23 protein-coding genes are annotated in these 26,520 nt (G+C 70.4%); 6 read left to right on the top strand and 17 right to left on the bottom strand.

The window, feature by feature from the left end; genetic code table 11:
* Window positions 1-111: 111 nt before the first annotated feature.
* The 5 genes from ACIBAE_RS24265 to ACIBAE_RS24245 all read right to left on the bottom strand — a co-directional run bounded on the left by ACIBAE_RS24265 (window position 112) and on the right by ACIBAE_RS24245 (window position 4,610).
* Window positions 112-1,473, bottom strand: a complete 1,362-nt coding sequence (locus ACIBAE_RS24265; RefSeq protein ID WP_399289204.1) for a dicarboxylate/amino acid:cation symporter — start codon at window positions 1,471-1,473, stop codon at window positions 112-114.
* Window positions 1,474-1,826: 353 nt separating this feature from the next.
* Window positions 1,827-2,081: a DUF4229 domain-containing protein gene (locus ACIBAE_RS24260; RefSeq protein ID WP_399289349.1), complete on the bottom strand. Its 255-nt coding sequence runs from the start codon at window positions 2,079-2,081 to the stop codon at window positions 1,827-1,829.
* Between the two features lie 112 nt (window positions 2,082-2,193).
* Window positions 2,194-2,724: a GNAT family N-acetyltransferase gene (locus ACIBAE_RS24255; protein ID WP_399289202.1), complete on the bottom strand. Its 531-nt coding sequence runs from the start codon at window positions 2,722-2,724 to the stop codon at window positions 2,194-2,196.
* Window positions 2,725-2,825: 101 nt separating this feature from the next.
* On the bottom strand, window positions 2,826-4,004 hold the full coding sequence (gene mqnE, locus ACIBAE_RS24250) for an aminofutalosine synthase MqnE (RefSeq protein ID WP_399289200.1): 1,179 nt from the start codon (window positions 4,002-4,004) through the stop codon (window positions 2,826-2,828).
* 141 nt (window positions 4,005-4,145) lie between these two features.
* Entirely contained in the window at window positions 4,146-4,610 is a 465-nt protein-coding gene (locus ACIBAE_RS24245; protein ID WP_399289198.1) for an Lrp/AsnC family transcriptional regulator, read from the bottom strand.
* A gap of 121 nt (window positions 4,611-4,731) precedes the next feature.
* Between ACIBAE_RS24245 and ACIBAE_RS24240 the strand changes: the two genes are divergently transcribed.
* Window positions 4,732-4,890, top strand: a complete 159-nt coding sequence (locus tag ACIBAE_RS24240; RefSeq protein ID WP_399289196.1) for a hypothetical protein — start codon at window positions 4,732-4,734, stop codon at window positions 4,888-4,890.
* Window positions 4,891-4,929: 39 nt separating this feature from the next.
* On the opposite strand, the gene ACIBAE_RS24235 is transcribed toward ACIBAE_RS24240, so the two are convergent.
* On the bottom strand, window positions 4,930-5,649 hold the full coding sequence (locus ACIBAE_RS24235) for a UbiX family flavin prenyltransferase (RefSeq protein ID WP_399289195.1): 720 nt from the start codon (window positions 5,647-5,649) through the stop codon (window positions 4,930-4,932).
* A gap of 105 nt (window positions 5,650-5,754) precedes the next feature.
* On the opposite strand from ACIBAE_RS24235, the gene ACIBAE_RS24230 reads away from it, so the two are divergent.
* Window positions 5,755-6,381, top strand: a complete 627-nt coding sequence (locus ACIBAE_RS24230; RefSeq protein ID WP_399289193.1) for a rhomboid family intramembrane serine protease — start codon at window positions 5,755-5,757, stop codon at window positions 6,379-6,381.
* A gap of 89 nt (window positions 6,382-6,470) precedes the next feature.
* Here ACIBAE_RS24230 and mqnP read toward each other — a convergent pair whose 3' ends face one another.
* Together mqnP and ACIBAE_RS24220 are read right to left on the bottom strand one after the other, a co-directional pair.
* Window positions 6,471-7,373: a menaquinone biosynthesis prenyltransferase MqnP gene (mqnP, locus tag ACIBAE_RS24225; RefSeq protein WP_399289191.1), complete on the bottom strand. Its 903-nt coding sequence runs from the start codon at window positions 7,371-7,373 to the stop codon at window positions 6,471-6,473.
* Complete coding sequence (locus tag ACIBAE_RS24220; RefSeq protein ID WP_399289189.1) at window positions 7,370-8,821, bottom strand: menaquinone biosynthesis decarboxylase; 1,452 nt, start codon at window positions 8,819-8,821, stop codon at window positions 7,370-7,372. Before ACIBAE_RS24220 ends, mqnP begins: the two co-directional genes overlap by 4 nt.
* Before the next feature lie 86 nt (window positions 8,822-8,907).
* Here ACIBAE_RS24220 and ACIBAE_RS24215 point away from each other — a divergent pair, with 86 nt between their 5' ends.
* Both ACIBAE_RS24215 and ACIBAE_RS24210 read left to right on the top strand, forming a co-directional pair.
* Window positions 8,908-9,330: a PLD nuclease N-terminal domain-containing protein gene (locus ACIBAE_RS24215; RefSeq protein WP_399289187.1), complete on the top strand. Its 423-nt coding sequence runs from the start codon at window positions 8,908-8,910 to the stop codon at window positions 9,328-9,330.
* Window positions 9,331-9,335: 5 nt separating this feature from the next.
* Window positions 9,336-9,812 carry a nucleoside deaminase gene (locus ACIBAE_RS24210; protein WP_399289185.1) on the top strand — a complete coding sequence of 159 codons (477 nt, stop codon included), beginning with the start codon at window positions 9,336-9,338 and terminating at the stop codon, window positions 9,810-9,812.
* Between the two features lie 78 nt (window positions 9,813-9,890).
* Here ACIBAE_RS24210 and ccsB read toward each other — a convergent pair whose 3' ends face one another.
* From ccsB to hemL, 7 genes are all read right to left on the bottom strand, one after another.
* Window positions 9,891-10,985, bottom strand: coding sequence for a c-type cytochrome biogenesis protein CcsB (gene ccsB, locus ACIBAE_RS24205; protein ID WP_399289183.1), 1,095 nt, complete (start codon window positions 10,983-10,985; stop codon window positions 9,891-9,893).
* Window positions 10,982-12,820 (bottom strand): cytochrome c biogenesis protein ResB, encoded by a 1,839-nt coding sequence (locus ACIBAE_RS24200; protein WP_399289181.1) that lies wholly within the window; start codon window positions 12,818-12,820, stop codon window positions 10,982-10,984. The genes ccsB and ACIBAE_RS24200 overlap by 4 nt, the downstream gene beginning before the upstream one ends.
* Before the next feature lie 4 nt (window positions 12,821-12,824).
* A complete protein-coding gene (locus ACIBAE_RS24195) occupies window positions 12,825-13,586 on the bottom strand; it encodes a cytochrome c biogenesis CcdA family protein (protein WP_399289347.1) in 762 nt (253 codons plus the stop codon).
* Window positions 13,587-13,594: 8 nt separating this feature from the next.
* Window positions 13,595-14,263, bottom strand: coding sequence for a TlpA family protein disulfide reductase (locus ACIBAE_RS24190; RefSeq protein ID WP_399289178.1), 669 nt, complete (start codon window positions 14,261-14,263; stop codon window positions 13,595-13,597).
* Window positions 14,264-14,330: 67 nt separating this feature from the next.
* Window positions 14,331-15,578: a hypothetical protein gene (locus ACIBAE_RS24185; protein WP_399289176.1), complete on the bottom strand. Its 1,248-nt coding sequence runs from the start codon at window positions 15,576-15,578 to the stop codon at window positions 14,331-14,333.
* A 256-nt stretch (window positions 15,579-15,834) separates the two neighbouring features.
* Window positions 15,835-16,536: a histidine phosphatase family protein gene (locus tag ACIBAE_RS24180; RefSeq protein WP_399289174.1), complete on the bottom strand. Its 702-nt coding sequence runs from the start codon at window positions 16,534-16,536 to the stop codon at window positions 15,835-15,837.
* Complete coding sequence (gene hemL, locus ACIBAE_RS24175; RefSeq protein WP_399289172.1) at window positions 16,533-17,864, bottom strand: glutamate-1-semialdehyde 2,1-aminomutase; 1,332 nt, start codon at window positions 17,862-17,864, stop codon at window positions 16,533-16,535. The genes ACIBAE_RS24180 and hemL overlap by 4 nt, the downstream gene beginning before the upstream one ends.
* 116 nt (window positions 17,865-17,980) lie before the next feature.
* Here hemL and ACIBAE_RS24170 point away from each other — a divergent pair, with 116 nt between their 5' ends.
* Together ACIBAE_RS24170 and ACIBAE_RS24165 are read left to right on the top strand one after the other, a co-directional pair.
* A complete protein-coding gene (locus tag ACIBAE_RS24170; RefSeq protein ID WP_399289345.1) occupies window positions 17,981-18,541 on the top strand; it encodes a hypothetical protein in 561 nt (186 codons plus the stop codon).
* Between the two features lie 312 nt (window positions 18,542-18,853).
* The gene (locus tag ACIBAE_RS24165; RefSeq protein ID WP_399289170.1) at window positions 18,854-19,114 is read left to right on the top strand and encodes a hypothetical protein; all 261 of its coding nucleotides are present in this window, start codon (window positions 18,854-18,856) and stop codon (window positions 19,112-19,114) included.
* A gap of 110 nt (window positions 19,115-19,224) precedes the next feature.
* Here ACIBAE_RS24165 and ACIBAE_RS24160 read toward each other — a convergent pair whose 3' ends face one another.
* Both ACIBAE_RS24160 and ACIBAE_RS24155 read right to left on the bottom strand, forming a co-directional pair.
* Window positions 19,225-24,099 (bottom strand): DNA repair ATPase, encoded by a 4,875-nt coding sequence (locus ACIBAE_RS24160; protein ID WP_399289168.1) that lies wholly within the window; start codon window positions 24,097-24,099, stop codon window positions 19,225-19,227.
* A 217-nt stretch (window positions 24,100-24,316) separates the two neighbouring features.
* Window positions 24,317-26,395: a flotillin family protein gene (locus ACIBAE_RS24155; RefSeq protein ID WP_399289166.1), complete on the bottom strand. Its 2,079-nt coding sequence runs from the start codon at window positions 26,393-26,395 to the stop codon at window positions 24,317-24,319.
* Between the last annotated feature and the right edge of the window lie 125 nt (window positions 26,396-26,520).

Below are 26,520 nucleotides of genomic sequence, written 5' to 3'. Positions count from 1 at the left end.
GAAGAGGCCCGTCGAGTGCTGCGGCTACCGCCGGTGGAGCGAACGGCCGGCGGTCGGACGGCGGTCAGACGGCGGGTCGGTCGGCGGGTCGGTCGGCGGGTCGGACGGCGGTCAGACGGCGACCGGGACGCCGGCCTCACGGTCGGACTCGGCGGCGGCCGGGTCGCGCTCGTCCACCGGCGAGGCCGAGGCAGCGTTGTACGCGTCGTGGTCGAGGATCTTCTCGCGGGCCGCGACGATGACCGGGACCAGGGCCTGGCCCGCCACGTTCGTGGCGGTGCGCATCATGTCGAGGATCGGGTCGATCGCCATCAGCAGGCCCACGCCCTCCAGCGGGAGGCCCAGCGTGGAGAGGGTCAGGGTCAGCATGACCGTCGCGCCGGTGAGGCCGGCGGTGGCCGCCGAGCCGACGACCGAGACGAAGGCGATCAGCAGGTAGTCCTGGACGCCGAGATGTACGTCGAAGATCTGGGCGATGAAGATCGCGGCGAGCGCCGGGTAGATCGCGGCGCAGCCGTCCATCTTCGTCGTCGCACCGAACGGCACGGCGAAGGAGGTGTACTCCTTCGGCACGCCGAGGCGCTGGGTGACCCGCTGGGTGACCGGCATGGTGCCGACGGAGGAGCGCGAGACGAAGGCGAGCTGGAGCGCGGGCCAGGCGCCCTTGTAGAACGGGAGCGGGTTGACCTTGGCGGCCGTCGCCAGCAGCAGCGGGTAGACACCGAACATGACCAGTGCGCAGCCGATGTACACGTCGGCGGTGAAGGTCGCGTACTTGCCGATGAGGTCCCAGCCGTAGTCGGCGATGGCGAAGCCGATGAGGCCGATCGTGCCGATCGGGGCGAGCCGGATGACCCACCACAGCGCCTTCTGGAGAAGCTCCAGCACGGACTGGCTCAGCGTCAGGATCGGCTTGGCCCTGTCACCGAGCTGGAGCGCGGCGATACCGGCGACGGCGGCCATGAAGACGATCTGAAGGACGTTCAGTTCGGTGAAGGGCGTGATGACGTCGGTCGGCACGATGCCGGTCAGGAAGTCGATCCAGGAACCGGAGTGCTTGGGGGCCCGGCCGTCCTTCGGGGTGAGGCCGGTGCCCGCGCCCGGGTTGGTGATCAGGCCGATCAGCAGGCCGATGGCGACCGCGATCAGCGATGTGATCATGAACCAGAGCACGGTGCGGGAGGCCAGCCGGGCCGCGTTGTTGACCTTGCGCAGGTTGGTGATCGACACCAGGATCGCGAAGAAGACGAGCGGTGCGACGGCCAGCTTGAGCAGCTGGACGAAGATGCTGCCGACCTTGTCGAGCGTCGTGTAGAGCCAGTCGATGTCCTGGCTGCGCGCGAGCCAGCCGAGCAGGGCACCGAGAACCAGACCCGCGACGATCTGCGCCCAGAACGGGATCGTGGGTATGCGGAAACCGGAACCGGAGCCGGTCGGCTCCTCCGTGGTGGGGGACGCGGAGTTCGCGGACACGAACACACTCCAGACATGGCGTAACAGGGATGGGGGACGTACGGGGGGTGGGGTGCGGCGCCCGGCGAAAGGCGTTCTTCGGGGAAGGCGCCGCCGCGTGACGCCGGGTCAGCCGGCGGGGCGGCAGGGCGCGGACGCGGCGCGGTGGAGATCGGCGTGCGGGCGGCCCGGGGGCGGGACGCTCATACCGCGCCGTGGCGGGGACGCTCTGCGATCTTCATGTCGACACATTAACACTTCGACTTTGAGCGCCTCAAAGGTTCTCTTTGGGGCGCCACCCACCCCGGCAAACACAGAACCCCGGCTCCGGAGCGAGTGCTCCGGAGCCGGGGTGAAAGTGCGTACGGGAACGCCTACCGCACCGCGCCGTCCTCACGCGAACGGTTGGCCTCCAGCTTGGCCTTGGCGTCGTCGACCCTGGTGACGATCTGCTCGGACATCTGGTCCCGCTGCTTGCGCAGCAGGATGAAGCTGAGCGGCGCCGAGATCACGATGGCGAGCAGCAGGACCCAGACGAAGTTCGAGTCGCCGAGCCCCCTGGGCAGCGCGCCGACCCGCACCAGCAGGGCGACGACGACGAAGCAGCCGACGAAGATGCTCAGGCGCATCGCGGTGTAGCGGAGCGTGGCGTTCGTCTTCGGGGCGGTCACGGCGGGCCTTCTCTCTCCTTGGTGTCCTGCTCGGGGCACGGCGATGCCCGAACAGTGAAGCACGCCCCGTTCAGTACTGGTTCAGGGGGAGCAGCATGGTGATGTCATCACGGTCGTCACCTGGGGCGACCCTGATCGCGTCGGGCACGCGCCCGACTTCCTTGTAGCCGCACGAGGCGTAGAACGTGTCCAGGCCCGCGCCACCGCGGCAGCTGAGCCGGATCGCCTCGATCCCCTCGAAGCCGCGGGCGGCTTCGGCGACGGTGGCCATGAGGTCGCGGCCGTACCCCTTGCCCTGGTGCCGGGGGTGGACCATCACGGTGTACAGCCAGAGCCAGTGGCGCATCAGCCGGTGGGTGTTGAACGTGAGGAACGCCGTCGCGGCGACGGCGCCCTCCTCGTCGTACCCGACCACCAGCCGGGAGCGGCCCTCGGCCATGGCCGCGAGGTGCCTGAGCACCTCGGGCCGTATGTCGTCGGGCGTCACCGGCGGTACGAAACCGACGGCGCCGCCCGCGTTGGACACGTCCGTCCAGAGCGCGACGATGCCGTCGCGCAGGGACGCGTCCATCGTCGGGTCCAGCTCGAACAGGAGAGCCATACCGATGGGATTCCTTGTCTCGGGCGCGGACTCGGGCATGGGGAGTCAGGCATGCGGAATCGGGTCCCGGACCCCGGCGCGCGGGCTCCGGGGCCCCGCCTTCAGAGGCGCATGGGCTGCGGGGACTCGCGGCGCTCGGCGTCCGGTCCCGGGTACTCGCGGATGATCTCGTACCGGGTGTTCCGCTCGACGGGACGGAAGCCCGCGTCACGGATCAGGTCGAGCAGATCCTCACGGCCGAGCTTGTTCGGCGTGCCGTAGTTGTCCGCGTCGTGCGTGATCTTGTACTCGACGACCGAGCCGTCCATGTCGTCCGCGCCGTGCTGGAGCGCGAGCTGGGCGGTCTGGACGCCGTGCATCACCCAGAACACCTTCACGTGCGGGACGTTGTCGAAGAGCAGCCGGGAGACGGCGAAGGTCTTGAGCGCCTCGGCGCCTGTGGCCATGGTCGTGCGCGCCTGGAGGCGGTTGCGGACCTTGCCGTCCTTCATGTCCACGAAGTCGTGCTGGTAGCGCAGCGGGATGAAGACCTGGAAGCCGCCGGTCTCGTCCTGCAGCTCACGCAGCCGCAGCACGTGGTCGACGCGGTGACGGGGCTCCTCGATGTGCCCGTACAGCATCGTCGCCGGGGTCTTGAGACCCTTCTCGTGCGCGAGCCGGTGGATACGCGACCAGTCTTCCCAGTGGGTGTTGTGGTCGACGATGTGCTGCCGGACCTCCCAGTCGAAGATCTCCGCGCCGCCGCCGGTCAGCGACTCCAGGCCCGCCTCGATCAGCTCGTCGAGGATCTCGGAGGCCGACAGCCCCGAGATCGTCTCGAAGTGGTGGATCTCGGTGGCGGTGAACGCCTTGAGGGAGACCTGCGGAAGGGCTTCCTTCAGGGCGCTGAGCGAGCGCGGGTAGTAGCGCCACGGCAGCGTCGGGTGCAGGCCGTTGACGATGTGCAGCTCGGTGAGGCTCTCGCCCTCCATCGCCTTGGCGAGGCGGACGGCCTCCTCGATGCGCATCGTGTACGCGTCCTTCTCGCCCGGCTTGCGCTGGAACGAGCAGTACGCGCAGGACGCGGTGCACACGTTCGTCATGTTGAGGTGACGGTTGACGTTGAAGTGGACGACGTCGCCGTTCTTACGGGTCCGGACCTCGTGGGCGAGCCCGCCGAGCCACGCCAGGTCGTCCGACTCGTACAGGGCGATGCCGTCCTCGCGGGACAGCCGCTCTCCCGCGCGGACCTTCTGCTCCAGCTCGCGCTTGAGACCTACATCTTGAATAGATGCAGTCATCAGGCCGCCTCCCATACGTCTACCAATCGGGCCTGTCGAGCCTACGCCCCCCGACTGACAGAGCCGACGCGGCCCTCCGCTCCGCCGGCCCCGCGCTCCGTCCCGCCGCCCGGCCGCCCGGCCGCCCAGCCGCCCGGCCGCTCAGGGGACTTCCTGCTCCTCGGGGAGTTCGCCCACCCTGTTCTCCCACTTGGTGGAGAGGACGATGGTCGTACGGGTCCGGGAGACGCCCTTCGTGCCGCTGAGCCGGCCGATGGTCTTCTCCAGCCCGTCCACGTCGCCCGCCCGCACCTTGAGCATGTACGAGTCGTCGCCCGCGATGAACCAGCAGTCCTCGATCTCGTCGAGGTCGCGCATCCGCCGGGCCACGTCCTCGTGGTCGGCGGCGTCGGAGAGCGAGATCCCGATCAGCGCGGTGACGCCGAGGCCGAGCGACGCGGAGTCGACCGTGGCGCGGTAGCCGGTGATGACGCCCGCCGCTTCGAGGCGGTTGATGCGGTCCGTGACGCTGGGCCCGGAGAGCCCGACGAGCCGGCCGAGTTCGGCGTATGAGGCCCTGCCGTTCTCTCTGAGGGCCTGGATGAGCTGCCTATCCACGGCGTCCATATACCTGTTGCCTTCCATTAATCAGCGATCTTGCAAGTATAAGTGTAGAATCAAAGGCATGCGGGGCTGACACCCTGCGAATCATTCAAGCGATCAACCAAGATCCTTCGAACTTTCAGGAGTGAGTTTCACCGTGTACACGATCGAGATGGCCTACGCCCACATGCGATCGCTGCAGGAACTGGCCGACGGCTCGCGCGCCCATCAGAAGCCCGCCGCGCACGCGCACCGTGCCCCCCGGGCCGGCCTCTTCCCGCGCCGCGCCCCCAAGAAGCGCTGACCGGCGCGCCGGCCGCGAGGCCGGGCGCGGGCCGTGTCCCTAACCATCACCGCGAGAGCCACCCAGCTCTCCCTCCCAACGGCGGTACAGCCGGTGCGGCACCCCTGCCGCGTCCAGCACCCGCCCGGCGACGAAGTCCACCAGATCCTGGATGTGCCTCGCCCCCGCGTAGAACGCGGGTGAGGCGGGCAGCACCACGGCGCCCGCCTCGTCCAGCGTCACCAGGTGCCGGAGCGTCTGCCCGTTCAGCGGCGTCTCCCGCACCGCGACCACCAGCTTCCGGCGCTCCTTGAGGGTCACGCTCGCCGCGCGCTGGAGCAGATCCTTCGACAGTCCGAGCGCGACCCCCGCCACGCACGCCGTGGAGGCGGGCACGATCAGCATCCCCTTCACCGGGTACGACCCCGAGGACGGCCCGGCGGCCAGATCCCCCGCGCCCCAGTGCCGTACGTCCCACGCGTCCCGCGACAGCTCCCGCGCGAAGGCGTCCGGACTGCCGTCCGCCCCCCGCGCCAGCCAGGCCCGCAGATCGTCCTGCCAGTGCGCGTCCCGGAAGGCGATCCCCGTCTCGTCGAGCAGCGTCAGCCGGGACGCCCGGCTCACCACCATGTCGACACTCTCGCCCGCCGCCAGCAGGCCGCGCAGCACGGCCGCCGCGTACGGGGTGCCGGACGCGCCGGAGACACCGACGACCCAGGGCCGTCGCGGCTGTCCCGGCTGTCGCGGGCTGTGCTGGTCTGCGTACGCTCCGGGCTTCACGGTGGCGAGCCTATCCGGCGCCCCGGGACCGGAACCGACGGCCGTGCCCCGGACGTTGCCGGGGCGGGGGCGCGTGCACCGCGCGCGGGAGAGTAGGGAGCTGGGATGACGTACCCGACCGGCGACGGCGCCGCGCGGACGGCGAACGCGCGGACAGCGGGCCCGGGAAGCCGCACCGACCGGGTGAAGGCGGCCGTGGCCGTGATGACGGGCTGGGTCGCCCTGCTCTGGATCCTGGAGGCGGTGGACGCGGCGACCGGCGCGCTGGACACCTATGGACTGAGCCCGCGCCGGTTCGGCGAGCTGCGCGACATCATCCCCATGGCCTTCCTGCACCACGGCTTCGGACATCTCGCGTCGAACACCGTGCCGCTGCTGGTCCTCGGGTTCCTCGCCGCGCTCAGCGGTATACGCCGCTTCGCCGCCGTCGTCCTCACCATCATGGTCGTCGGCGGCCTGGGCGTCTGGCTCACCGCCGCCGCCCACTCGGTCACGGCGGGCGCCTCCGGCGTCGTCTTCGGCCTGCTCGGCTACCTGCTGGTCCGCGGCTTCGTGAACCGCAGGGCGCTGGACATCGTGGTCGGCCTGCTGGTGCTGGCGGTGTACGGCTCCGTGCTGTGGGGCGTGCTGCCCGGTGACCCGTCCATCAGCTGGCAGGGCCACCTCTTCGGGCTGATCGGCGGGGTGCTCGCGGCGTTCCTGTTCCGCGCGCACCGGCCGCCGCGCGGGTAGCGGCCGGCACCCGGGCAACGGCCGGCACCCCCGTCGCGGCCGTCGCGGCCTGCATCCCGACGCGGCGGCCGTCGCGGGGTGACGGCCGGTCAGACCGTGAGGCCGCGCGCCAGGAGGTCCAGCAGCGCGCACACGAACAGGGCGATCCCGATGAAGCCGTTCACCGAGAAGAACGCCCTGTTGAGGCGGGACAGGTCGTGCGGCTTCACGATCGTGTGCTCGTAGAGGAACGCCGCGGCGACTATCACCAGACCGGCCCAGAAGAACACCCCGGCGTCGGTCGCCAGCGCGTACCAGACCAGCAGTGCCGTCGTCACGGCGTGCGAGGCGCGTGCCCCGTACAGCGCCGCCGGGATCCCGAAGCGGGCCGGCACGGACTTCACGCCATGGGCGCGGTCCGCCTGGACGTCCTGGCATCCGAAGATCAGATCGAAGCCGCCGATCCAGATCCCGACCGCGAGGCCGAGGATCACCGCGTCCCAGGACCACTCCCCCGTGATCGCGATCCACGCGCCCACCGGGCCCATCGCCTGGGCGAGTCCGAGGATGGCGTGCGGGAAGTTCGTGAACCTCTTCCCGTACGGATAGACGACCATCGGGATCACCGCGACGGGCGCCAGCGCGAGACACAGCGGTCCCAGCAGCGCCGCCGCGCCCAGGAAGACGACGAGCGCCACGAGCGCGCCGGTCCACGCGGAGCGCACGGACACCGCGCCGGTGACCAGCTCCCGGCCGGCCGTACGCGGGTTACGGGCGTCGATCTCCCGGTCGATGATCCGGTTGCAGGCCATCGCGAAGGTACGCAGCCCGACCATGGCGACCGTGACCAGGAACAGCCGGCGCCAGTGGACGTTCCCGTCCAGCTGGAACATCGCGGTGAGCGCGGCGATGTACGCGAACGGCAGCGCGAAGACCGAATGCTCGATCATCACCAGCCGCAGGAAGGACCTGGTCCGGCCCGAATGCGGTACTGCTGCGGCGGCGCTGGTCACAGGCCGTACTCCCTCCACCGGCGGTCGACTTTCGCCGCCGTCTCCGGGTCGGACTCGACCATCTCCGGCCAGCCTCCGTCCCGCGTGTACCCCTCCTCGGGGAGCTTCCTCGTCGCGTCGATCCCCGCCTTGCCGCCCCAGAACTGCTGGTAGGACGCGTGGTCGAGATGGTCGACCGGGCCCTCGACGACGGTGAGATCGCGCGCGTAGTCGGTGTTGCCCAGCGCCCGCCAGGCCACCTCGTGCAGATCGTGGACATCACAGTCCGCGTCGACGACGACGATCAGCTTGGTCAGCGACATCATGTGCGCGCCCCAGATGGCGTGCATCACCTTCTGGGCGTGCTTGGGGTACTTCTTGTCGATCGAGACGATCGCACAGTTGTGGAAGCCACCCGATTCGGGCAGGTGGTAGTCGACGATGTCCGGCACGATGATCTTCAGCAGCGGCAGGAAGAAGCGTTCCGTCGCCCGTCCCAGCGGACCGTCCTCCGTCGGCGGCCTGCCGACCACGATCGACTGGAGAAGCGGTCGCTTACGCATCGTCACACAATCGATGGTGAGCGCCGGGAACGGCTCCTGCGGTGTGTAGAAACCGGTGTGGTCGCCGAACGGGCCCTCCGGCAGCGTCCTGCCGGGCTCCAGCCACCCCTCGATGACGACCTCGGCGTTCGCCGGTACCTGGAGCGGGACCGTCTTGCAGTCGACCATCTCGATCCGCCGGCCCTGCACGAAGCCCGCGAAGAGGTACTCGTCGATGTCCCCGGGCAGCGGCGCGGTGGAGGCGTACGTCACGGCGGGCGGGCAGCCGAAGGCGATCGCGACCGGCAGCCGCTCGCCGCGCTTCGCGGCCACCTGGTAGTGGTTGCGGCTGTCCTTGTGGATCTGCCAGTGCATCCCGATGGTGCGCCGGTCGTGCCGCTGGAGCCGGTAGAGCCCGAGATTGCGGACGCCGGTCTCCGGGTGCCGGGTGTGCGTCAGCCCGAGGTTGAAGAACGACCCGCCGTCCTGCGGCCAGGTGAACAGCGCGGGCAGCTGGTCGAGATCCACGTCGTCCCCGGTGAGAACGACCTCCTGGACCGGCGCGTCCTTGACCTTCTTCGGCGGCACGTGCGCCATCGAGCCGAGCTTCCCGAACGCCTCGCGCACCCCGATGAAGCCCTGCGGCAGCTCCGGCTTGAGCAGCCCGCCGATCTTCTCGCTGATGTCGCTGTACGCCTTCAGCCCGAGCGCCTTGAGCAGCCGCCGGTCGGTCCCGTACACGTTCATCGCCAGGGGCATCGAGGAGCCGCGCACGTTCTCGAAGAGCAGCGCGGGCCCGCCGGCCTTGTTCACCCGGTCGACGATCTCCCCGACCTCCAGGTACGGATCGACTTCGGCCTTGATGCGCTTGAGGTCACCCTCGCGCTCCAGCGCCCGGAGGAGCGAGCGGAGATCGTCGTAAGCCATGGGGTCCAGTATCCGGCACTCGATACCCTGAGCCTGTCACGGGGGCCGCTCAGCCGGTCCCGAGCTCCACGCGCAGGGGGACCGCCATGCTTCGGGTGCTGATGATTCTGGTGCCGTTGGCTCTCAGCATCTACGCCTTCATCGACTGCATCACCACCGATGAGACAGAGATCCGTTTTCTGCCCAAGCCCATCTGGGCGATTCTCGTGCTGCTCTTCCCGCTGGTCGGTTCCGTCTCCTGGCTGATCGTGGGCCGGGACCGTACGGCGGCGCGGGCGCGCGGCGGGTGGGTCGCGCCCGATGACAATCCGGACTTCCTCAGCTCCCTCAAGGGGAGCGGGACCGATGGCCCGGCGGCCTCGCACCTGGAGCGGTGGGAAGCGGATCTGCGCCGCCGCGAGGAAGAGATCGAGCGGCGTGAGAAGGACAACGGCGGTGCGGACAACGGCAGCCCGGAGAACGGCAGCGCGGAGAACGGCAGCGCCGACGACGTGCCGCCGAAGGCGTGACGTCCATGGATGACGCGCCAGGAGGGTCAGAGGTACGGGCGCGGGCACGCCGGTGGCTGGCGGCCGCGGTCGACGAGGCGCGGGCCGGGCTGGCGGAGGGCGGGATCCCGATCGGCGCGGCGCTCTACGGCGCGGACGGGGCGCTGCTCGGCCGGGGCCGCAACCGCCGCGTCCAGGACGGCGATCCGTCCCTGCACGCCGAGACGGCCGCCTTCCGCGCGGCCGGCCGGCAGCGCTCGTATCGCGGTACGACGATGGTGACGACGCTCTCGCCGTGCTGGTACTGCAGCGGGCTGGTCCGGCAGTTCGGGATCTCCCGGGTGGTGATCGGCGAGGCGGAGACCTTCCACGGCGGGCACGACTGGCTGGCGGAGCACGGCGTGGAGGTCGTGCTGCTCGACGATCCGGAGTGCGCGGCGCTGATGCGGGACTTCATCGCGGAGCGGCCGGAGCTGTGGAACGAGGACATCGGCCGGGAGTGACAGGCCGCCGAACGTGAACGCCCCGCCCGGAGGGGGTCCTCCGGGCGGGGCGTTCGCGCGTATCGGGACAGCCGGCCGTCACACGCCCGCGTACGAGTGCTTGCCGGTGACGAAGATGTTCACGCCGTAGTAGTTGAACAGCCAGCAGCCGAAGGCGATCAGCGCCAGGTAGGCGGCCTTACGGCCCTTCCAGCCGGCGGTGGCACGGGCGTGCAGGTAGCAGGCGTACGCGACCCAGGTGATGAACGACCAGACCTCCTTGGGGTCCCAGCCCCAGTAGCGGCCCCATGCCTCGCCCGCCCAGATCGCGCCCGCGATGATCGTGAAGGTCCAGAGCGGGAAGACGGCGGCGTTGACGCGGTAGGAGAACTTGTCGAGCGTCGCGGACGCGGGGAGCCGCTCCATGACGGAGGTGGCGAAGGAGCCGGGCCGGCCGCCCGCCGCGAGCTTGGACTCGTACCGCTCACGGAAGAGGTAGAGCAGCGTGCCGACCGCGCCGACGTAGAAGACCGCGCCGCAGAAGATCGCGGTGGAGACGTGGATCCACAGCCAGTACGAGTGCAGGGCGGGAACCAGCTGGTCGCTGTCGGTGTACAAGACAGTGACAGCGAGGCCGAGATCGAGGAGGACCGTGGTGACGAGCGGCAGTCCGATCCAGCGGATGTTCTTCTTCAGCGCGAGCAGCGTGAGATACACGCCGACGGCCACGGTGGAGAAGGTGATGTTGAACTCGTACATGTTGCCCCACGGCGCCCGCTGGACGGACATCGCGCGGGCGATCACTCCGGCCGCCTCGACGGCGAAGGCGAGGATCGTGAGGGAGATGGCCATCCGGCCGTACAGATCGCCCTGGGCGTCACCGCCGTGCGCACCGGGGCCGTCGGGAAGATCGCGGGTGCCTGCCGCGGAGCGGGTGATGATCTGCGGCCGTTCCAGGGTGGCCGTGCCACCGCCCTGCTGGGCGACCTGGATCGTCACCGGGCCGGCCGTGGACGCCGCCCGGGCGTCGCCGGTCAGCGCGGCGGCGGTGCGGGCGACCTTGCTGCGGCTGCCGAGCAGCCACTCCGCGATATGGGCGAAGAAGGCCAGCGTGTAGACGGCCATGGACGAATAGATCAGCACATTGCTGGTCTGCGCCAGGCTCTCATTGGTTGCTGCGGCGGCGAGATTCACTTCTCAGCCCCTTCGACTTCGAGAGTCTCTGCTGCGGGATCTGCGGGATCTGCGGATTCTGGGGATTCAGGCGCTGCGACCGGGTCGGCAGGCTCAGCGGCATCGGCCGGCTCGGCCCGCTCGGGTGCCGTGGGCGCCCGCGCGTGGAGGACGCCGGCCAGCTCGGCCAGTTCCTCGGGGAGCTTGGCGGACTCGCTGCGGCCGAGTCCCGCCATCTCGACGACGGTGACGCCGTCGGCGCCCCGCACGGCCCGGACCCAGACCCGGCGCCGCTGGATGAAGAGCGAGCCGGCCAGGCCCACGATGGCGCAGACGGCACCGGCGAGGGCCCAGGGGCCGCCGGGCTGCTGGGAGACCTGGAAGCTGGCCCACTCCTTGATGTCCTTCTCGAAGGTGATCGAGCCGGCGCCGTTCGGGAGGGTGAGCGTGTCGCCCGGCAGCAGGGTCTTCTTCAGGATCGCGCCCTTGGCGTCCTTGAAGGCCTTCATCTTCTTGGTGTTCAGCTGGTACACGTTCTGCGGCAGCCCCGCGTCGACGCCCAGACTGCCGTGGTATGCCCCGATATTGAGCACCGGGAAGTCGAGTGCGGGGAAGCGGGAGAACATCTGGCCCGAGCCCTTGCCGCCGTATGTCGGCACGAAGAAGGCGGCGAAGCCCAGTTGGTCCCTCTTGCCGTTCTTGTCCCGGTATCCGTCCATCACCTTGATGGCGCCCGAGGAGGAGATGTTGTTGTCGATGGGCAGCAGCGGCACGGCATCCCGGAGGACCACCTTGCCGCGTCCGTCCCTGACCGTGACGACGGGGGCGTAACCGTGGGAGAGCAGGTAGACCTTCGCGCCGTCGATCTCCAGCGGCTTGTTGACCTGGATGACCGAGGTGCGTTCCCTGGTGTCGGAGCCCGTGCTGTACCGGACCTTGGCCTGGAAAGTACGGGGGGTGCCGAGCTGGGGCCCGCTCCGCTCGTACGTCCCGGTGAACTCGTCCAGGGTGAAGCTGAACGGCGCGAGGTCGTCCGTGCTGAACAGCGAGCCGGACTTGAAGTCGTCGTACTGCGTGAGCGTGTTGGAGAAGCCGCCGCCCTCGACGATCAGCTTGCCGCCCTCGGACTTGAAGAGCTGCCCGGTGGCGAAGGCCAGCAGCAGCACGATCAGCGCGATGTGGAAGAGCAGATTCCCCGTCTCGCGGAGGTAGCCCTTCTCGGCGGCGACCGCGTCACCCACGGTGTGGGCCCGGAAGCGGCACCGCTTCAGGATCGCGAGCGCGTCCCCGAGAGCGGCCTCGGGCGCGGCCGTGGTGCGCCAGGTGGTGTAAGCGGGCAGCCGGGTGAGCCGCTTGGGGGCGCCCGGCGGCCGGGCGCGCAGCTGGCCGGTGAACTGCCAGGTGCGCGGGACGATACAGCCGATGAGGGAGATGAACAGCAGGATGTAGATCGCGGAGAACCACACCGAGCTGTAGACCTGGAAGAGCTGGAGCTTGTCGTAGATCGGTGCGAGCGTCTCGTGCTGGGCCTGGAAGTCCCGCACCTTGAGCTCGTCGACGCTGGTCTGCGGGATCAGCGAGCCGGGGATGGAGCCCAGGGAGAGCAGGAAGAGCAGGATCAGCGCGACGCGCATGGAGGTGAGCTGCCGCCAGAACCACCGGCTCCAGCCGACGATCCCGAAGGCGGCGGCGCTTCCTTCGGCGCCGGCGGCGCCTCCTTCGGCGTCGTCGCGTTCCTCGCGGGGGGCGGTGGAGAGCCGGGACCCGGCGTCGCCGAGTTCACGCGCTTCCGCTGCCGCCGCCTCGGACGCGGTGGGCGCGGCCTCCGCCGTGCGGTCGTTCTCTGCCTTGCTCATGGAACTAAATCCCCACCGTGAAACCGTCGGACCAGCCCTGCATCTGCTGCACGATCACGTCCCACGCGCCGGTCAGCAGCAGCAGGCCGGTCACGATCATCATCGCGCCGCCGATCCGCGTGACCCAGGCGTAGTGGCGCTTGACCCAGCCGAAGGCGCCCAGCGCCTTGCGGAACGCCACCGCGGCGAGGACGAACGGGACACCCAGGCCGAGGCAGTACGCGACGGTCAGTATGGCCCCCCGGCCGGCGCTCGCCTCCTGGAACGCGAGGGTGTTCACCGCCGAGATCGTCGGACCGAGGCACGGCGTCCAGCCGATCCCGAAGAGCGCGCCGAGCAGCGGCGCTCCCGCGAGGCCGGTCACCGGTCGCTTGTGGAAGCGGAATTCGCGCTGGGTGAGCCAGGGCATCAGACCCGCGAAGAAGATCCCGAGGAGGACCATCAGGGCGCCGAGCACCGTGGAGAAGATGTCCCGGTATTCCTGGAGCGTCGAACCGAAGAAGCCGAAGAGCGCACCACCGGAGACGAAGACCGCGGAGAAACCGATCACGAACAGCGCGGCACCGGCGGCCATCCGGCCCCGCCGCGCGTCCGCGAGGTCGGTGCCGCTGACGCCGGTGACGTACGAGAGGTAACCGGGCACGAGCGGCAGCACGCACGGGGAGAAGAAGGAGATGAGCCCGCCCAGCACCGCGATCGGCAGGGCAAGCAGCAGCGCACCGCTGTAGATCGTCTCGGTCGTGCCGGACGCCTCGGCGAGAAGCAGCACCTGGGTCACTTCTCCGCGATCAGCGGGTCGATCATCGTGCGCAGCTTCTCGTCGTCGAGCGCCATCAGCGAGCGGGCCGCGATCTTCCCGTCCCGGTCGAGCACGATCGTGGAGGGGATGGCCTGCGGATTGAGCGTGCCCTTGGGGAAGCCGCGCAGGATGAGCTTGCCGGCCGGGTCGTACAGGCTCGGATAGCCGATGCCGAAGTCCTTCTCGAACGCGAGCGCGGCGCCCTTGCTGGCGTCCCGGGTGTTGATCCCGACGAACACGACGCCCTTGGCCTCGGTCTCCTTGGCGACCGCCGCGAAGTGCGGCGCCTCGGCGCGGCAGGGCCCGCACCACGAACCCCAGACGTTCAGCACGACGATCTTGCCCTTGAGGGCGGCCACGTCGAGCTTCCCGCCTTCGAGGGTTTCGCCCGCGATGTCGTTGATGTCCTGCCGGTCGGCTTTGGCGAGGCTGGAGATGCCGCCGGTGTTCGTCACGAAGTTGGTGTCACCACCGCCGCCGGACTTGCCACCGCCGGAGCACGCCGCGAGCGTCAGCGCCGCCACGACGGCGCCGACCGCCACCAGAACGCCACGCAGCCGACCGCGCTCCGTACGGATGCGGTCGGTGCGACGGCTGTCCGTGCGACGGCGAGGGGCCTGTCGGGGGGCGCGGCCTGAGTTCATGTGAAAAGTTTCGCATGGGTGATTCGAGGATCTTGCGCACCCCCCTCACTGCCCGGACGGCCCGTTGTCAGGCCGCCTTGAAGAAAGCGTTCCAGCCGCCGGCCGGGGACTCGCCCACCCCGAGTGTGCGGAGCTTGTCGAGTACGGCGGGGTCCTGGACATCGAGCCAGTCGGTGAACTGGCGGAAGGACACCAGGCGTACGTCCTGCTTCCCCGCCATTCCCTTCAACGCTTCCTCGACGGCGTCCATATAGATACCGCCGTTCCACTGCTCGAAGTGGTTTCCGATGAAGAACGGCGCGCGATTCGATGCGTACGCCCGCTGGAAACCGGCGACGTAAGCCTGGGTGGCCTGCTCGCGCCAGCCGGGATAGCGCGAGGGCATGCCCTTGGTCGAATTGACCGACTGATTGGCCAGGATGTTGTAGTCCATCGAAAGGACTTCGAAGCTGTGGCCGGGGAACGGCACGCCCTGCAGCGGCAGGTCCCAGACATCCTGCTTCTTCTCCGGCCACACCTGGAGGCCGCCGGGCGAACTGGCGTCGTAGCGCCAGCCCAGCTTCTTCGCGGTCGGCAGCAGTTTGTCCTGGCCGAGCAGGCAGGGCGTACGGCCGCCGATCAGTTCCTTGCGGTAGTCGAAGGGCAGCGGATCGAGGTCGGTCCAGCCGCTGTTCGTCCGCCATTCGGTGACGAAGGACACCGCCTGATCGATCTCGCTGCGCCACTGCTCCGGGGTCCAGTTGCCCACCGAGCCGGAGCCGCCGCAGAAATGACCGTTGAAGTGGGTGCCTATCTCATGGCCGTCCAGCCACGCCTGACGGACGTTCTTGAGCGTTTCCTTGATGTGGTCGTCGGTCAGGTAGCCGATGTCGGAGGCGCCGATGCCGTTGTTCGGCGGACGGTAGAGCGTCTTCTTCGATTCGGGCAGCAGATAGATGCCGGAAAGGAAGAAGGTCATCGCCGCGCCGTGATCCTTGGCGAGTTCGAGGAAACGCGGGAAGAGCCCGTTCCCGACCTCGCCCGCGCCGTCCCAGGAGAAGACGACGAACTGCGGCGGGGTCTCACCCGGTTCGAGGGGGACGGGCGGGGGCGGCTGGTTCGGCTGCTTCCCGGTGTCGGAGGTGGAACCGTCGCCGATGAGCCGGACGGGCTTGGTGGTGGGACTGGCACTGGCCCCCTTGCCGCCGCCGCCCGTACCGCCCACGTCCGATCGCGGCGGCGCACTGCCCCCGGAGGGGCCGCAGGCCGCGATCCCCAACGCGGCCGCGGCTCCGATCCCGGCTCCGAGCAGACCCCTTCGGCTGATGTCGCGCATACAGTTCCCATCCGCGCTCGTTCGTTCGTGCCTCTCGTGCGCCGCTCATACAAGTCTTACAAGCGGCAACACGTGAGATGACGGAACGAACGCGGAGGTTCCTATGCTTGTCATATCTTTACCGATGTGCGCCAGATGTGAAGGCCATCACACTGACGTGACCTTCTCGCGTGCCTTCCGGCGTGCCCTTCCGGGCGCCCTTCCGGTGACCGTCCAGGCGCCCTTCCGGTGACCGTCGGGTGATCTTCCGGCGTGATCAGGCCCCGAAGGCTTTGGCCCCGCCCTTCACCGGCTTGGCACCGGCCAGCAGGTGAGCGGGCACGAGGTCCCGGGCGGGCTCCGTGTAACTGACGGACACGATCTTGTCGCCCTGATAGGTGAAGCTCGTCAGGGACGCGAGCGTGCACTGCCGCCGGCGCGGATCGTGCCAGAGCCGGCGCCGCTCGACGAAGCTCCGCACGATCCAGATCGGCAGCTGGTGGCTGACGCAGACCGCCTCATGCCCACGGGCCGCGTCGCGCGCCGTGTTCAGGGCGCCCATCATCCGTACGACCTGGTCAATGTACGGCTCACCCCAGGACGGCCGGAAGGGGTTGGTGAGGTACTTCCAGTTCTCGGGCCGGCGCAGCGCGCCGTCCCCGACACCGAAGGTCTTGCCCTCGAAGACGTTCGCGGCCTCGATCAGCCGGTCGTCGGTGTCGAGGGACAGCCCGAGGATCTTGGCGATCGGGCTCGCGGTCTCCTGGGCGCGCTCCAGCGGAGAGGCGACGACGTGGGTGATGTCACGCCCCTCCAGGTGCTCGGCGACCCGGTCGGCCATCTGCCGGCCCAGCTCGGAGAGGTGGTAACCGGCACGGCGGCCGTAGAGGACACCGTCCGGGTTGTGCACCTCTCCGTGGCGCATCACATGGACGACGGTCGTCTCGCTGCTGTTGCTGGTGCTGCTGCTGTCGCTCATGCGGCGTTCTCCGGCTCGGTGGCTTCGGCGGCGGCGCGGGCGGCGGCCGGCAGGGCCCCGGCGACGCGCTCGATGGCGCGCTCGTCGTGGGCGGTGGAGACGAACCAGGACTCGAAGGAGGACGGCGGCAGGTAGACACCGTCGGCGAGCATCGAGTGGAAGAAGGACGTGAAGCGGAACGACTCCTGCTTCTTCGCCCCCTCGTAGTCGTGGACCTCGTCGGCGGTGAAGAAGACGGAGAACATGTTGCTCGCCGTCTGGACCCGGTGGGCGACGCCCTCCTTGTTCAGGGCCGCCGTCACCAGCCCCTGGATCTCCGCCGAGACCGCGTCGATCTTCTCGTACGCCGCGTCGTCCAGCAGCCGCAGCTGCGCGAGACCGGCGGCGGTGGCGACCGGATTCCCGGAGAGCGTCCCGGCCTGGTAGACCGGGCCGGCCGGGGCGAGCCGGCCCATGACATCGGCACGCCCGCCGAACGCGGCGGCGGGGAAGCCGCCGCCCATGACCTTCCCGAAGGTCATCAGGTCGGGTACGACGCCGTCGACGCCGTACCAGCCGGCCTTCGACGTACGGAAACCGGTCATCACCTCGTCGGAGATGAAGAGCGCTCCGTCGGCGGCGCAGATCTCCTTGAGTCCCGCGTTGAAACCCTCACGCGGCGGCACGACGCCCATGTTGCCGGGCGACGCCTCGGTGATCACACAGGCGATCTCACCGGGGTGCGCGGCGAACGCCTGCCGTACGGCGTCGAGATCGTTGTACGGCAGCACGATGGTGTCGCCGGCCTGCGCGCCGGTCACCCCCGGGGTGTCCGGCAGCCCGAGGGTCGCGACCCCGGAACCGGCGGCGGCGAGCAGCGCGTCGACGTGGCCGTGGTAGCAGCCGGCGAACTTCACGACCTTCGCGCGGCCGGTGAAACCACGGGCCAGCCGGATCGCGGACATGGTCGCCTCGGTGCCGGACGACACGAGCCGCACCTGCTCGACGGGGGCGATACGGGCCACGATCTCCTCGGCGAGCGCGACCTCACCCTCACCGGGCGTACCGAAGGACGTACCACGGGCGACCGCCGTCTGGACCGCCGCGATGACCTCTGGGTGGGAATGACCGAGAATCATCGGCCCCCAAGAACATACGAGGTCGACATATTCACGACCGTCCGCATCGATGAGGTATGGACCGTTACCGGACACCATGAACCGGGGCGTACCGCCCACCGCGCGGAAGGCACGCACGGGAGAGTTCACGCCGCCGGGCGTCACGAGGGCCGCACGGTCAAAGAGTGTCTGCGAAACTGGGGCGTCATAGGGGAAGCTCACGCAATCCATGGTGTCAGAGGCTCGGACGTTCTTGCGGACAGGTGTTTCACCGCACGCTCGTGGGGGAGGTCACTGTCACGATGATCGGGTTGCGCGGCCAGGGCTGCGAGTGGTCGGGTGGAGATATGCATCGCGGTGGCGGACGGGGCGAGGGGACCGACGACCTGGGTCCTGAGCCTGCCCGTCGGGGGAAGCACCGGAGACACGAAGCCCGGGAGCAGCCCGCGGGGAGCAGGAGCAGTGGCCGGTTGGGGGTGACCTACAAGTACTTCGGCGCGCCCAACGGCGCGACGGCGGCCCAGGTCCCCATTTCGATGCGCCCGGAGGAACTGGGTGGCGACGAACTGGGCATGGGTGGCATGTTCACCAAGATCAAGCCCGAGACGATCGCGGCGATGGTCCTCACCGGCATACAGGGGATGCCCCTGCACAAGGTGCCCCCGCTGGAACTGGTCGTCCTCCACCCCGACTACGCGGTCGTCAAGCTCCCGATGACGGTGGTCGACCCCTTGCGCGACCTCGGCGAGGAATCGGTGGGCGCGGCGGCCTTCATCTGGTCCACGGTCCCGGACCGGGGCGGCCCGATGGACGCGTTCAACGTCTACCAGCTGCTGCACGAGTGGCAGGACTTCTCCCACCGACTGCACGACGCGGGGCACCAGCCGTACTGCTTGGTGTGGCCGTGAGGAGCCCCGGCGGGGACCGCCGGGACCGCCGGGGCTGACGGGGCTGACGGGACTGACGGACGGCGGGGCCGCCGGGCCGCCGGGCCGCCCACCCCCGGACGCGCCCGGGGGTGGGCGGCTCGGAGGGCGGTGGGCGCGTCCGGCCCCCAGCAGCTCAAAAGTCCCGCAAGACGGAGCGCACGGAGCAACGCCAAGAAATATCGCGAAGGACGACCGTCCAGGAGGGCGCGCGCCCGCCGCCCCTCCGGATGCGGGCTCGGCCGTCCCGGGTGACCGTGGAGGGAATGCCGTACTCCATCCCCCGGGAGAGTCATGATCGTCAAGTTCTTGCACGACAAGGGTCTGCGCAGCGAGCACGCGTACACCGTGGCCTGTGTGTCGATCGGCCTGTCCATCGCGTCGTGGGCGGGGTCGATGAAGGTCGAGCCGGCCGGGATGGACCGCGCCGACCGGTGGGGGATCTTCGTCGGGGAGTGGCCCGCCACGTGGTTCGGGCTGGGGCTGGCGCTCGCGCAGTACGAGCGGGCGGACGAGGTGGCGGAGCCGGTGGTCTCCTCCTTCGGGAACGCGTGACCTTGTGAGCACTTGACCGTGTGCACGCGTGACCGTGTGCACACGTGCCGTTCCTCGGGCGGCCGACGTCGACGCGCACCCCGCCCGGGTTCCGGGCGGGGTGCGCGTCGTCATGAGAGGGCGGTCGGCCGGCGGCCCTCCGTCGCGCGCGTGATCGCCGTTTCCACCGCCGCCACCCGGTCCGCCAGCAGGCCCAGGGCCGCGACCGCCCGGGTGAGGGGGTCGTCCTCCGTGGAGCCCAGGGACCGGCTGCGGACGTAGGCCGTTTTGAGGGCTTCCCAGCGGGCGGCTCGGGGCGGGGTGAGGGTGCCGCGCAGTTCGGCGAGCTTGAGGAGGTTGGACTCGGCGCCGGTGGTGAGGGTCTGGGCTTCGTTCGTGTAGTGGTCGTCGATGAGGGCGGAGAGTTCGGCGTCGTTCATGACGGCGTCGATGCGGGCCGCGATCTTGTTGAGGTTGCGGTACGAGCCCTGGAGCAGGAACGGCGGCTCGGTGCGGGTCGTGTCGGACTGCGCGGCGGAGGCGATGTACGCCTCGTTGACCGCGAGGACCGTCGCGCGGGCGGTCAGCAGGTGGCGCAGGACGGCGAGGACGCGGTCCAGTTCGGCCGGCGGGTAGGGGTGGCGCAGGCGGTCCTGGCGGGCCCTCGGGTCGTCGGCGGCCAGGCGTACGAGCAGGTCGAGGTCGGCGCGGTCGCGGGCGGCCAGGGGGGCCAGGACCGGGTGGGCGGTGAGGGCGTTCTCGACGAAGCTCAGCGCGAAGACGTCCTCCTTGCCGGTCAGGACGTCCCCGAGATTCCATACGTCGGCCCGGTTGGCGAGCATGTCGGGGATCCGGAAGCGCTGCCCGGACTCGGTGTAGGGGTTGCCGGCCATGCAGACCGCGAACCGCTTGCCGCGCAGGTCGTACGTCCTGGTTCCGCCGTTCCACACGCCCTCGATACGGCGCTGGGCGTCGCACAGCGAGATGAACTGCTGGAGCAGTTCGGGCGAGGTGTGCTGGATGTCGTCCAGGTGGAGGAGTGTGTTGTTGCCGGCCTCCAGCGCGAAGTTGATCTTCTCGACCTCCTGGCGGGCCGTCGCGTTGGGTGCCTGTTCCGGGTCGAGCGAGGTGACCGTGTGGCCCAGCGCCGGGCCGTTGATCTTCACCAGGACCAGGCCGAGGCGGTCGGCGACGTACTCCATGAGGGTCGTCTTGCCGTAGCCCGGGGGCGAGAGGAGCAGCAGCAGGCCGTTGCTGTCGGTGCGCCGGGACTCGCCCGCCGTGCCGAGCTGCTTGGCGAGGTTGTCGCCGATGAGCGGCAGGTAGACCTCGTCGATGAGCCGGTTGCGGACGAAGGAGGACATGACGCGCGGCCGGTGGTCGTCTAGCCGCAGCCGGGCCCGTTCGGCCGTGACCAGGGCGCCACGCCGCCGCTGGTAAGCGCGGAAGCCCGGCGCCACCCGGTCGCGGAAGTCCCGGGTACGGGAGAGGAGTTCGTCGAGCCGGACGGTGAGGCGGCGCCGGTCGATCCGGGGGTGGCTGCCGAGCAGCCCTTCGACGGTCTCGGCGGGCGGGGCGGCCGACTCGTAGCGGGGCAGGTCCGGGCAGAGTTCGACCGCCACCGCCTCCGCCAGATCGCCCGGGTCGATCTCCTGGCCGCAGGCCTCGGCGTAGGCGCCCAGCCAGTTCTCCACCAGCTGGCGGCGGGCGTCCAGGTCGTCGTCGGGAGTGTCCTGCGGCGCGTCGTACGCGTCTCCCGCCGCCGCGCGGAAACCGGCCAGCAGCGTGCGTGCCGCCGCGCTGGTCACGAAGCCCTCGGGGCCGCCGGTCAGCTCCTCGAAGAGGTACTCGGCACTCGGCGCGCCGCCGCCGTACGGTGCCATCACCCCGGCCAACTCCGCCCGCAGCGCCTCGATCGCCGGTGCCAGGCCGAACGTCTCGCGGGCCCGCGCCATCGACCGGGCCCGCCGGGTCCATGCCGCGCGCGCCCCGGACGTGGTGCCGTGCGCCCAGAAGAGCTGGGCCGCCGCGCGGACCGCCGGCGGGTAGCGCAGCAGCCCGGCCCCGGCGCGCAGCCGCACCAGCGCGCCGAGGATCAGCGCGGCGTCGTGGTCGTGCACCCCGCGCTCGTACCCCTCGTCGTACGCGTCCTCCGCCGCCCGCCGCACGACGGCGAGCAGGTCGTCCCCGGCAGCGGCGGGGTGCTCGTCCAGCAGCCGCGCCGCCAGATACTCCGCGCGGTACACCTCGGGCGACTCCGAGGGCAGCGACTGGTTCCAGTAGGGCCGGGTCGCCGCGAAGTCCGGGTCCGTGACCGGCGCCCGGTAGTCGGTGCCGGTGAGGGCGAAGCTCAGCCCGTGGGCGGACGGTACGAGCGTGAGGTCCAGGGGCTGCGTGTTGACCGCGAACCGGTGGCGCCCGAGCCGGATCAGCGCACCGCCGTCCGCGTACAGGTCGGTACGGTCGTGCAGGGCGCGCGCCGCCTCCTGGCGCGCGACCGTGATCCGGCCCGCCAGCTCCTCCGCCCGCACCTGGTCGCCCAGTTCGCGCAGCTCGGCGACCGTACGGCGGACCTTGTCGACCATCGGGTCGGAGGCGAAGTACGTACTGACCGCGTCGGCGGAGTCCAGGGCCGCCGCCCGGCGCGCGATCGTCTCCAGCACCCGCGCGGCCGACTCGCCCAGCCGCTCGCCGCGCCGGGCGGCGGCGTCCTGGAGGGTCTGCTTGCGGGACGAGAACGTCTCGTACACCTCGCCCCGGCGGGTGGCCAGCTCGGCCAGGAAGTCGTCCGACTCCGCGAAGCGGGATTCCAGCCCCTCCAGCCGCAGCAGCAGCCCCGCCAGCTGCTCGTCGCACGCGGCAGGGGTGTGGGCGGTGGCCAGCGCCCCGGTGACCGCCTGCCCGAGCAGAGCCAGTTCGGCGGCGAACTCGGCCCGCCCCTCGTGCTCGGTCAGCTCCCCCCGGCGCACGTCGAGCGTGGCGCGGGCGGTGTTGACCCCGCCCAGGACCTCGGCGATCCGCTCCAGGATGGAGGTACGGACGGTCGCGTCGCCGATCTCCAGTCCGGCGACGACCTCGGTGACGGTCCGCAGCCCGGCCGTCAGCTCGTCGAGCCGCGCGGTGACCGGGCCCGCCTCGGCGGCGGTGGCGATGGTCCCGGCGTCGCCCGTCAGCCGGGCGGTCTCCTCGTGGTAGCCGGTGAAGGCGTCGTCACGGCGCAGGAAGGCGACGGCCCGCTGCGCGAACGCGTCGATGTCGGAGGCCAGTTCGCCGGCGAGCGTGTCGATCCGCCCGGTGTCCGCGTACCGCTGCTCCTTGAGCGTCAGCAGATGACCGTAGGCGCGGCGCAGTTCGGTGAGCCGCTCCACCCACCCGGGGGCCGAGCGCGGTGCGTCGCCACGGGTCCTGCGGACGAGCGCGGTGATCCCGGCGGCGGACTCCGCGAGCGCGTCGGCGGCCGCCCGCGTCAGGGTCCGTACGGTCGCGAATTCGGCGAGCACCTGCTCGGCGGTGGCCCGCACCTCGTCCAGCGGCGCGCGCAGGTCGCCCACGTCGGGATCGCCCAGCCAGTGGTACGTGTCGGCCGCGCGGACGCACGCGGCGAGCAGCGTCTCGTACACCCCGGCCGTGGGATCCCCGCCCGTCCCGGCGTCCGTCGTCCCGGTGGCGGCGCGGGCCAGCGACAGGCAGTCGGAGATGCCGCGCACCAGGTCGGCGTTGCCGATGCGGGCCAGCGGACCGGTGCCGCCCGGGCTCTCGGCGGCGTACGTGTCGGAGACGTACGGGGAGCGCCAGACCTGCAGCGGATGCACGCGGGCCGGCTCGCGCTCGCCGGGGTCCGCGCCCGCGCGCAGCACGACGAGCGTGCCGTCCTCGAAGAGCGCGTACCCGTGGCAGGAGAGCGGGGCGGCGACCTCCTCGCGGATCAGGTTGTACGGGAGGAGCAGGCTCCGGCCCTCGTCGCGGGCGTGGAACGCGTACAGCACGTCCTCGCCGTTCGGGGAGCGCAGGACCCGCTCGAACTCCAGGTCCGTGGTGTCGAGATCGAAGGTCTTCCACGTCCCCGAGGCCAGGCAGTAGCCGCCGGGGAAGACGATGCCCTGGTCCTCCGGCAACCGGCGGCACGCCTGCCCGATGCCGTCCAGCCGGACGACGGTCCGGGTGACGGTGTTGAAGACGAGGTGGCGGCGGGTCTCCTCCTTGTACGGGCGGACACGCAGCAGGATCAGCACCCCGGCCCTGGCGTACTCGACCTCGGCGTCCGCGAGGGACTGGAGCGGCTCGTCGACCGGCTCCTCGAAGATCCCCCCGGCCGTCTCGGTGTCGTCCTCCACCTTGACGGTGAGCAGGCCGCCGGCCGTCGACACGAAGACCGCGCCGCCGTCGACGGAGAGGTGCGGATGACGGCCCAGGACGTGGTCCTCGCGGCTCGTCGGCGTCCACGTGACGTCGTGCGCGGCGGGGACGACATGGTCCCGGTCGCCGCGCGCGTCGAGGAATTCGACCGCTCCGCCGGCGGCGACCGCCCAGCGCAGCACCCGGATGTCGTCGGCCCGCTCGCCGGTACGGAAGACGGCGAGCAGCTTGCCGTCCGCCTGGCGGAGCTGGAGGAGGCGGGCGTCGCGGTAGTACCGGTACAGCTCCGCGAACTCCTTGACGAAGCGCGGGTCGTCGAGCAGGCCGGGCACCGCGTCGTCGGGGAGGCGGTTCAGCTCCCGGTCGTGGAGCGCGAAGACGTCGCCGACGGCGGTCCCGGCCCCGGACGCGGAACCGGGGAGGACATTGCCGCCGAAGAGGAGACAGCCGCCCACGGAGACGACGTCCCGGGGCACGCCCGGCCGCTCGGTGCGGATACTCTCCGTGCCGGTGAGGGCGAGCTCCGTCGAACCGAACGCCTCGATACGCCGGGAGTTCAGCGCCTCGGCCCGGCGGGCCAGCTCACCGGCCCGCGCGCCGAGCCGGTCGCGCAGCACCTCGTACGTACCGGCGTCCACGTCGGTCTCCATCGCGTTTCCCTCTTCCCGTACTCGTTCCCGTACGCGTCGCTCTGTCCGTACGCACCGCTCTGTCGTACGCGTCGTCCTGCCGGTGCGCACCGCCCTGCCCGTACGCACCGCTCCGCACGGGGCTTCGGGAGCCGCCGCCCCCCGGCGGCGGCTCCCGAAGCCCCGTACCCTTCGCCGTCAGCCCCTGGCCCGCGCGGTCAGCCCCCGGACCGCGCCGTCAGCCCTTGCCGACGCCGTTCAGCGCCGCGAGCGGCGTGTCCCCGAGCCCCAGCCGGTCCACCTGATCCAGCAGCAGCTGGAGCTGCCCCGCCTCCGCGCCCCCGGACTTCATCAGCTTCATCAGCAGGGCGGACACCGTCAGGTTCGCCACATCACCGGTCGAGACCGACCCGACCATCCGCGTCAGGTCCTCCGGGAAGCTCGCCGAGCCGTCGAGCCAGGGCTTCACCAGGGCCTGCGCCGTCTCCGAGTGCTGGACGAACCCGTCCACGCCCTTGCCCAGCGCGATCGACGAGATCAGCCGGTCGAAGAAGACGGACTCGCCGCCGACGATGTTGATGTCGGCGCTCTCCAGACCGGTCGCGAGCACCGTGGCCTGCGCCTCCGCGACCTGCCGCTGCACGTCGAGCCCGGCCAGCCGGATCTCCTTCTCCGCTTCGAGGCGCAGCCGGTACTCCTCGTGCCCCCGGGAAGCGTCGTCCAGCGCGGCCATCGCCGCCGCCTTCTCGGTCAGCCCCGCCGCCTCGGCCTTCAGCTTCTCGCCGATCATCGCGGCGTCGGCGGTGGCCTGCGCCCGCGTGCCCTCGGCGGCGGCGAGCGCCTTCAGCCTGGTGCCCTCCGCCTCGGCCCGCAGCCGGGCGCCGGTGGCCTCGGCCTCCGCGCGGCCCGCCTTCTCGATGACGTCCGCCTCCCTGTCCCGGACCTGCGCCTGGGCGAGTCCGACGGCCGCCGTCTCGGCCTGGACGCCTTCCGCGAGCCGCAGCTTGGCGCGCGCGTCGAAGTCGGCGGACGCCAGGCGGGCTTCGGCGAGGGTGAGCTGCTCGGCCGCGCGGTGCTTGGCCGAGACCTCGGCCGCCTCGGCCGCCTTGATGTCCTTGACCAGCTTCTCCTGGGCCTCCGCCTCGGCGGCGATGATCACCGACTGCCGGGTGCGTTCGGCCTCCTCGACGATCCGGAGCTTCTTGATGGACTCCTCCTGCTCGGCGACCGTACGGTCCACGGCGAGGCGTTCCCGTATGACGTCGGCGATCTCCCGGCGCTCCGCCTCGATCTCCTTGTCCTTGGCGATCCGGGTGAGTTCGGTCTCGCGCTCGCGCCCGATGACCTCCAGGAGGCGGTCCTTCTCGATCCGCTCGCTCTCGACGGCGATGACCCGCTCGCGGTTCTTCTGCGCGACGGCGATCTCGCGGGCCTGGTTCTCGCGCTGCACCGCGAGGTGTTCCTCGGTACGGAGGAACGCGGCCTGCGCGCCGAGCCGCTCCTCCTCCTGCACCTTGGCCGTCGCGGACTCCTCGCGGGCCCGCAGCGACTCCACCTCACGCCGCTGCTTGATCTCGGCCTCGGCCTGCCGCCGCTCCAGCTCCAGGATGGTCTCCCGGGCGTCGACGTTCTGCCGGGTGATCTCCTTCTCCTCGGTGCGCTGGAACTCGTTGGTACGGACGTGCTCGACCGCCGTCAGCTCGGTGATCTTGCGGATGCCCTGGGCGTCGAGGATGTTCGCGCTGTCGAGCTGGGTCATCGGCGTCTGCTCAAGGAAGTCGATGGCCGCGTCGTCGAGGTGGTAGCCGTTCAGGTCCGTACCGATGACCCGGATGATCCGGTCCCGGAACTCCTCACGCTTGGTGTAGAGGTCGACGAAGTCCAGCTGCTTGCCGACGGTCTTCAGCGCCTCGGAGAACTTCGCGGCGAACAGCTCCTGGATGGCGGCCTTGTCGCTGGCACGCTCCGTGCCGATCGCCTGGGCGACCTTGATGACGTCCTCGACGGTCTTGTTGACCCGTACGAAGAACGAGATGTGGATGTCGGCGCGGATGTTGTCCTGGCAGATCAGCCCCTCCCGCCCGGTGCGGCGGATCTCGATGGTCTTCACCGAGATGTCCATGTGCTCGGCCTTGTGAAACACCGGCAGCACGACGGCGCCCGTGAAGGTGACGTCGACCTTCTTGGTCTTGGAGATGATCAGCGCGCGGCCCTGCTCCACCTTGCGGAACAGCCGGCTGACCACCAGGAGCGAGACGATCGTGATGAGCAGGACAACGGCGATCAGCACGCCGATGCCCAAGGAGATGGCATCCATGGGTAATCCTTGAGGAACGAGGGGCGAGAAGAGAAGAGCGGAGGACGAAGCGAGAGGAGCGGGACCCGGGCCCGAGCCCTGGGGTCTGCCGCCTCTCCCGGTTCTCCGGTGATGGCTTCGGTGAT

Source organism: Streptomyces sp. NPDC051569, assembly GCF_044454085.1.
In the GTDB taxonomy this organism is placed as follows: Bacteria; Actinomycetota; Actinomycetes; order Streptomycetales; family Streptomycetaceae; genus Streptomyces.
Note: the sequence above shows the minus strand (reverse complement) of the source record. Positions and strands in the feature narration are given on the sequence as shown.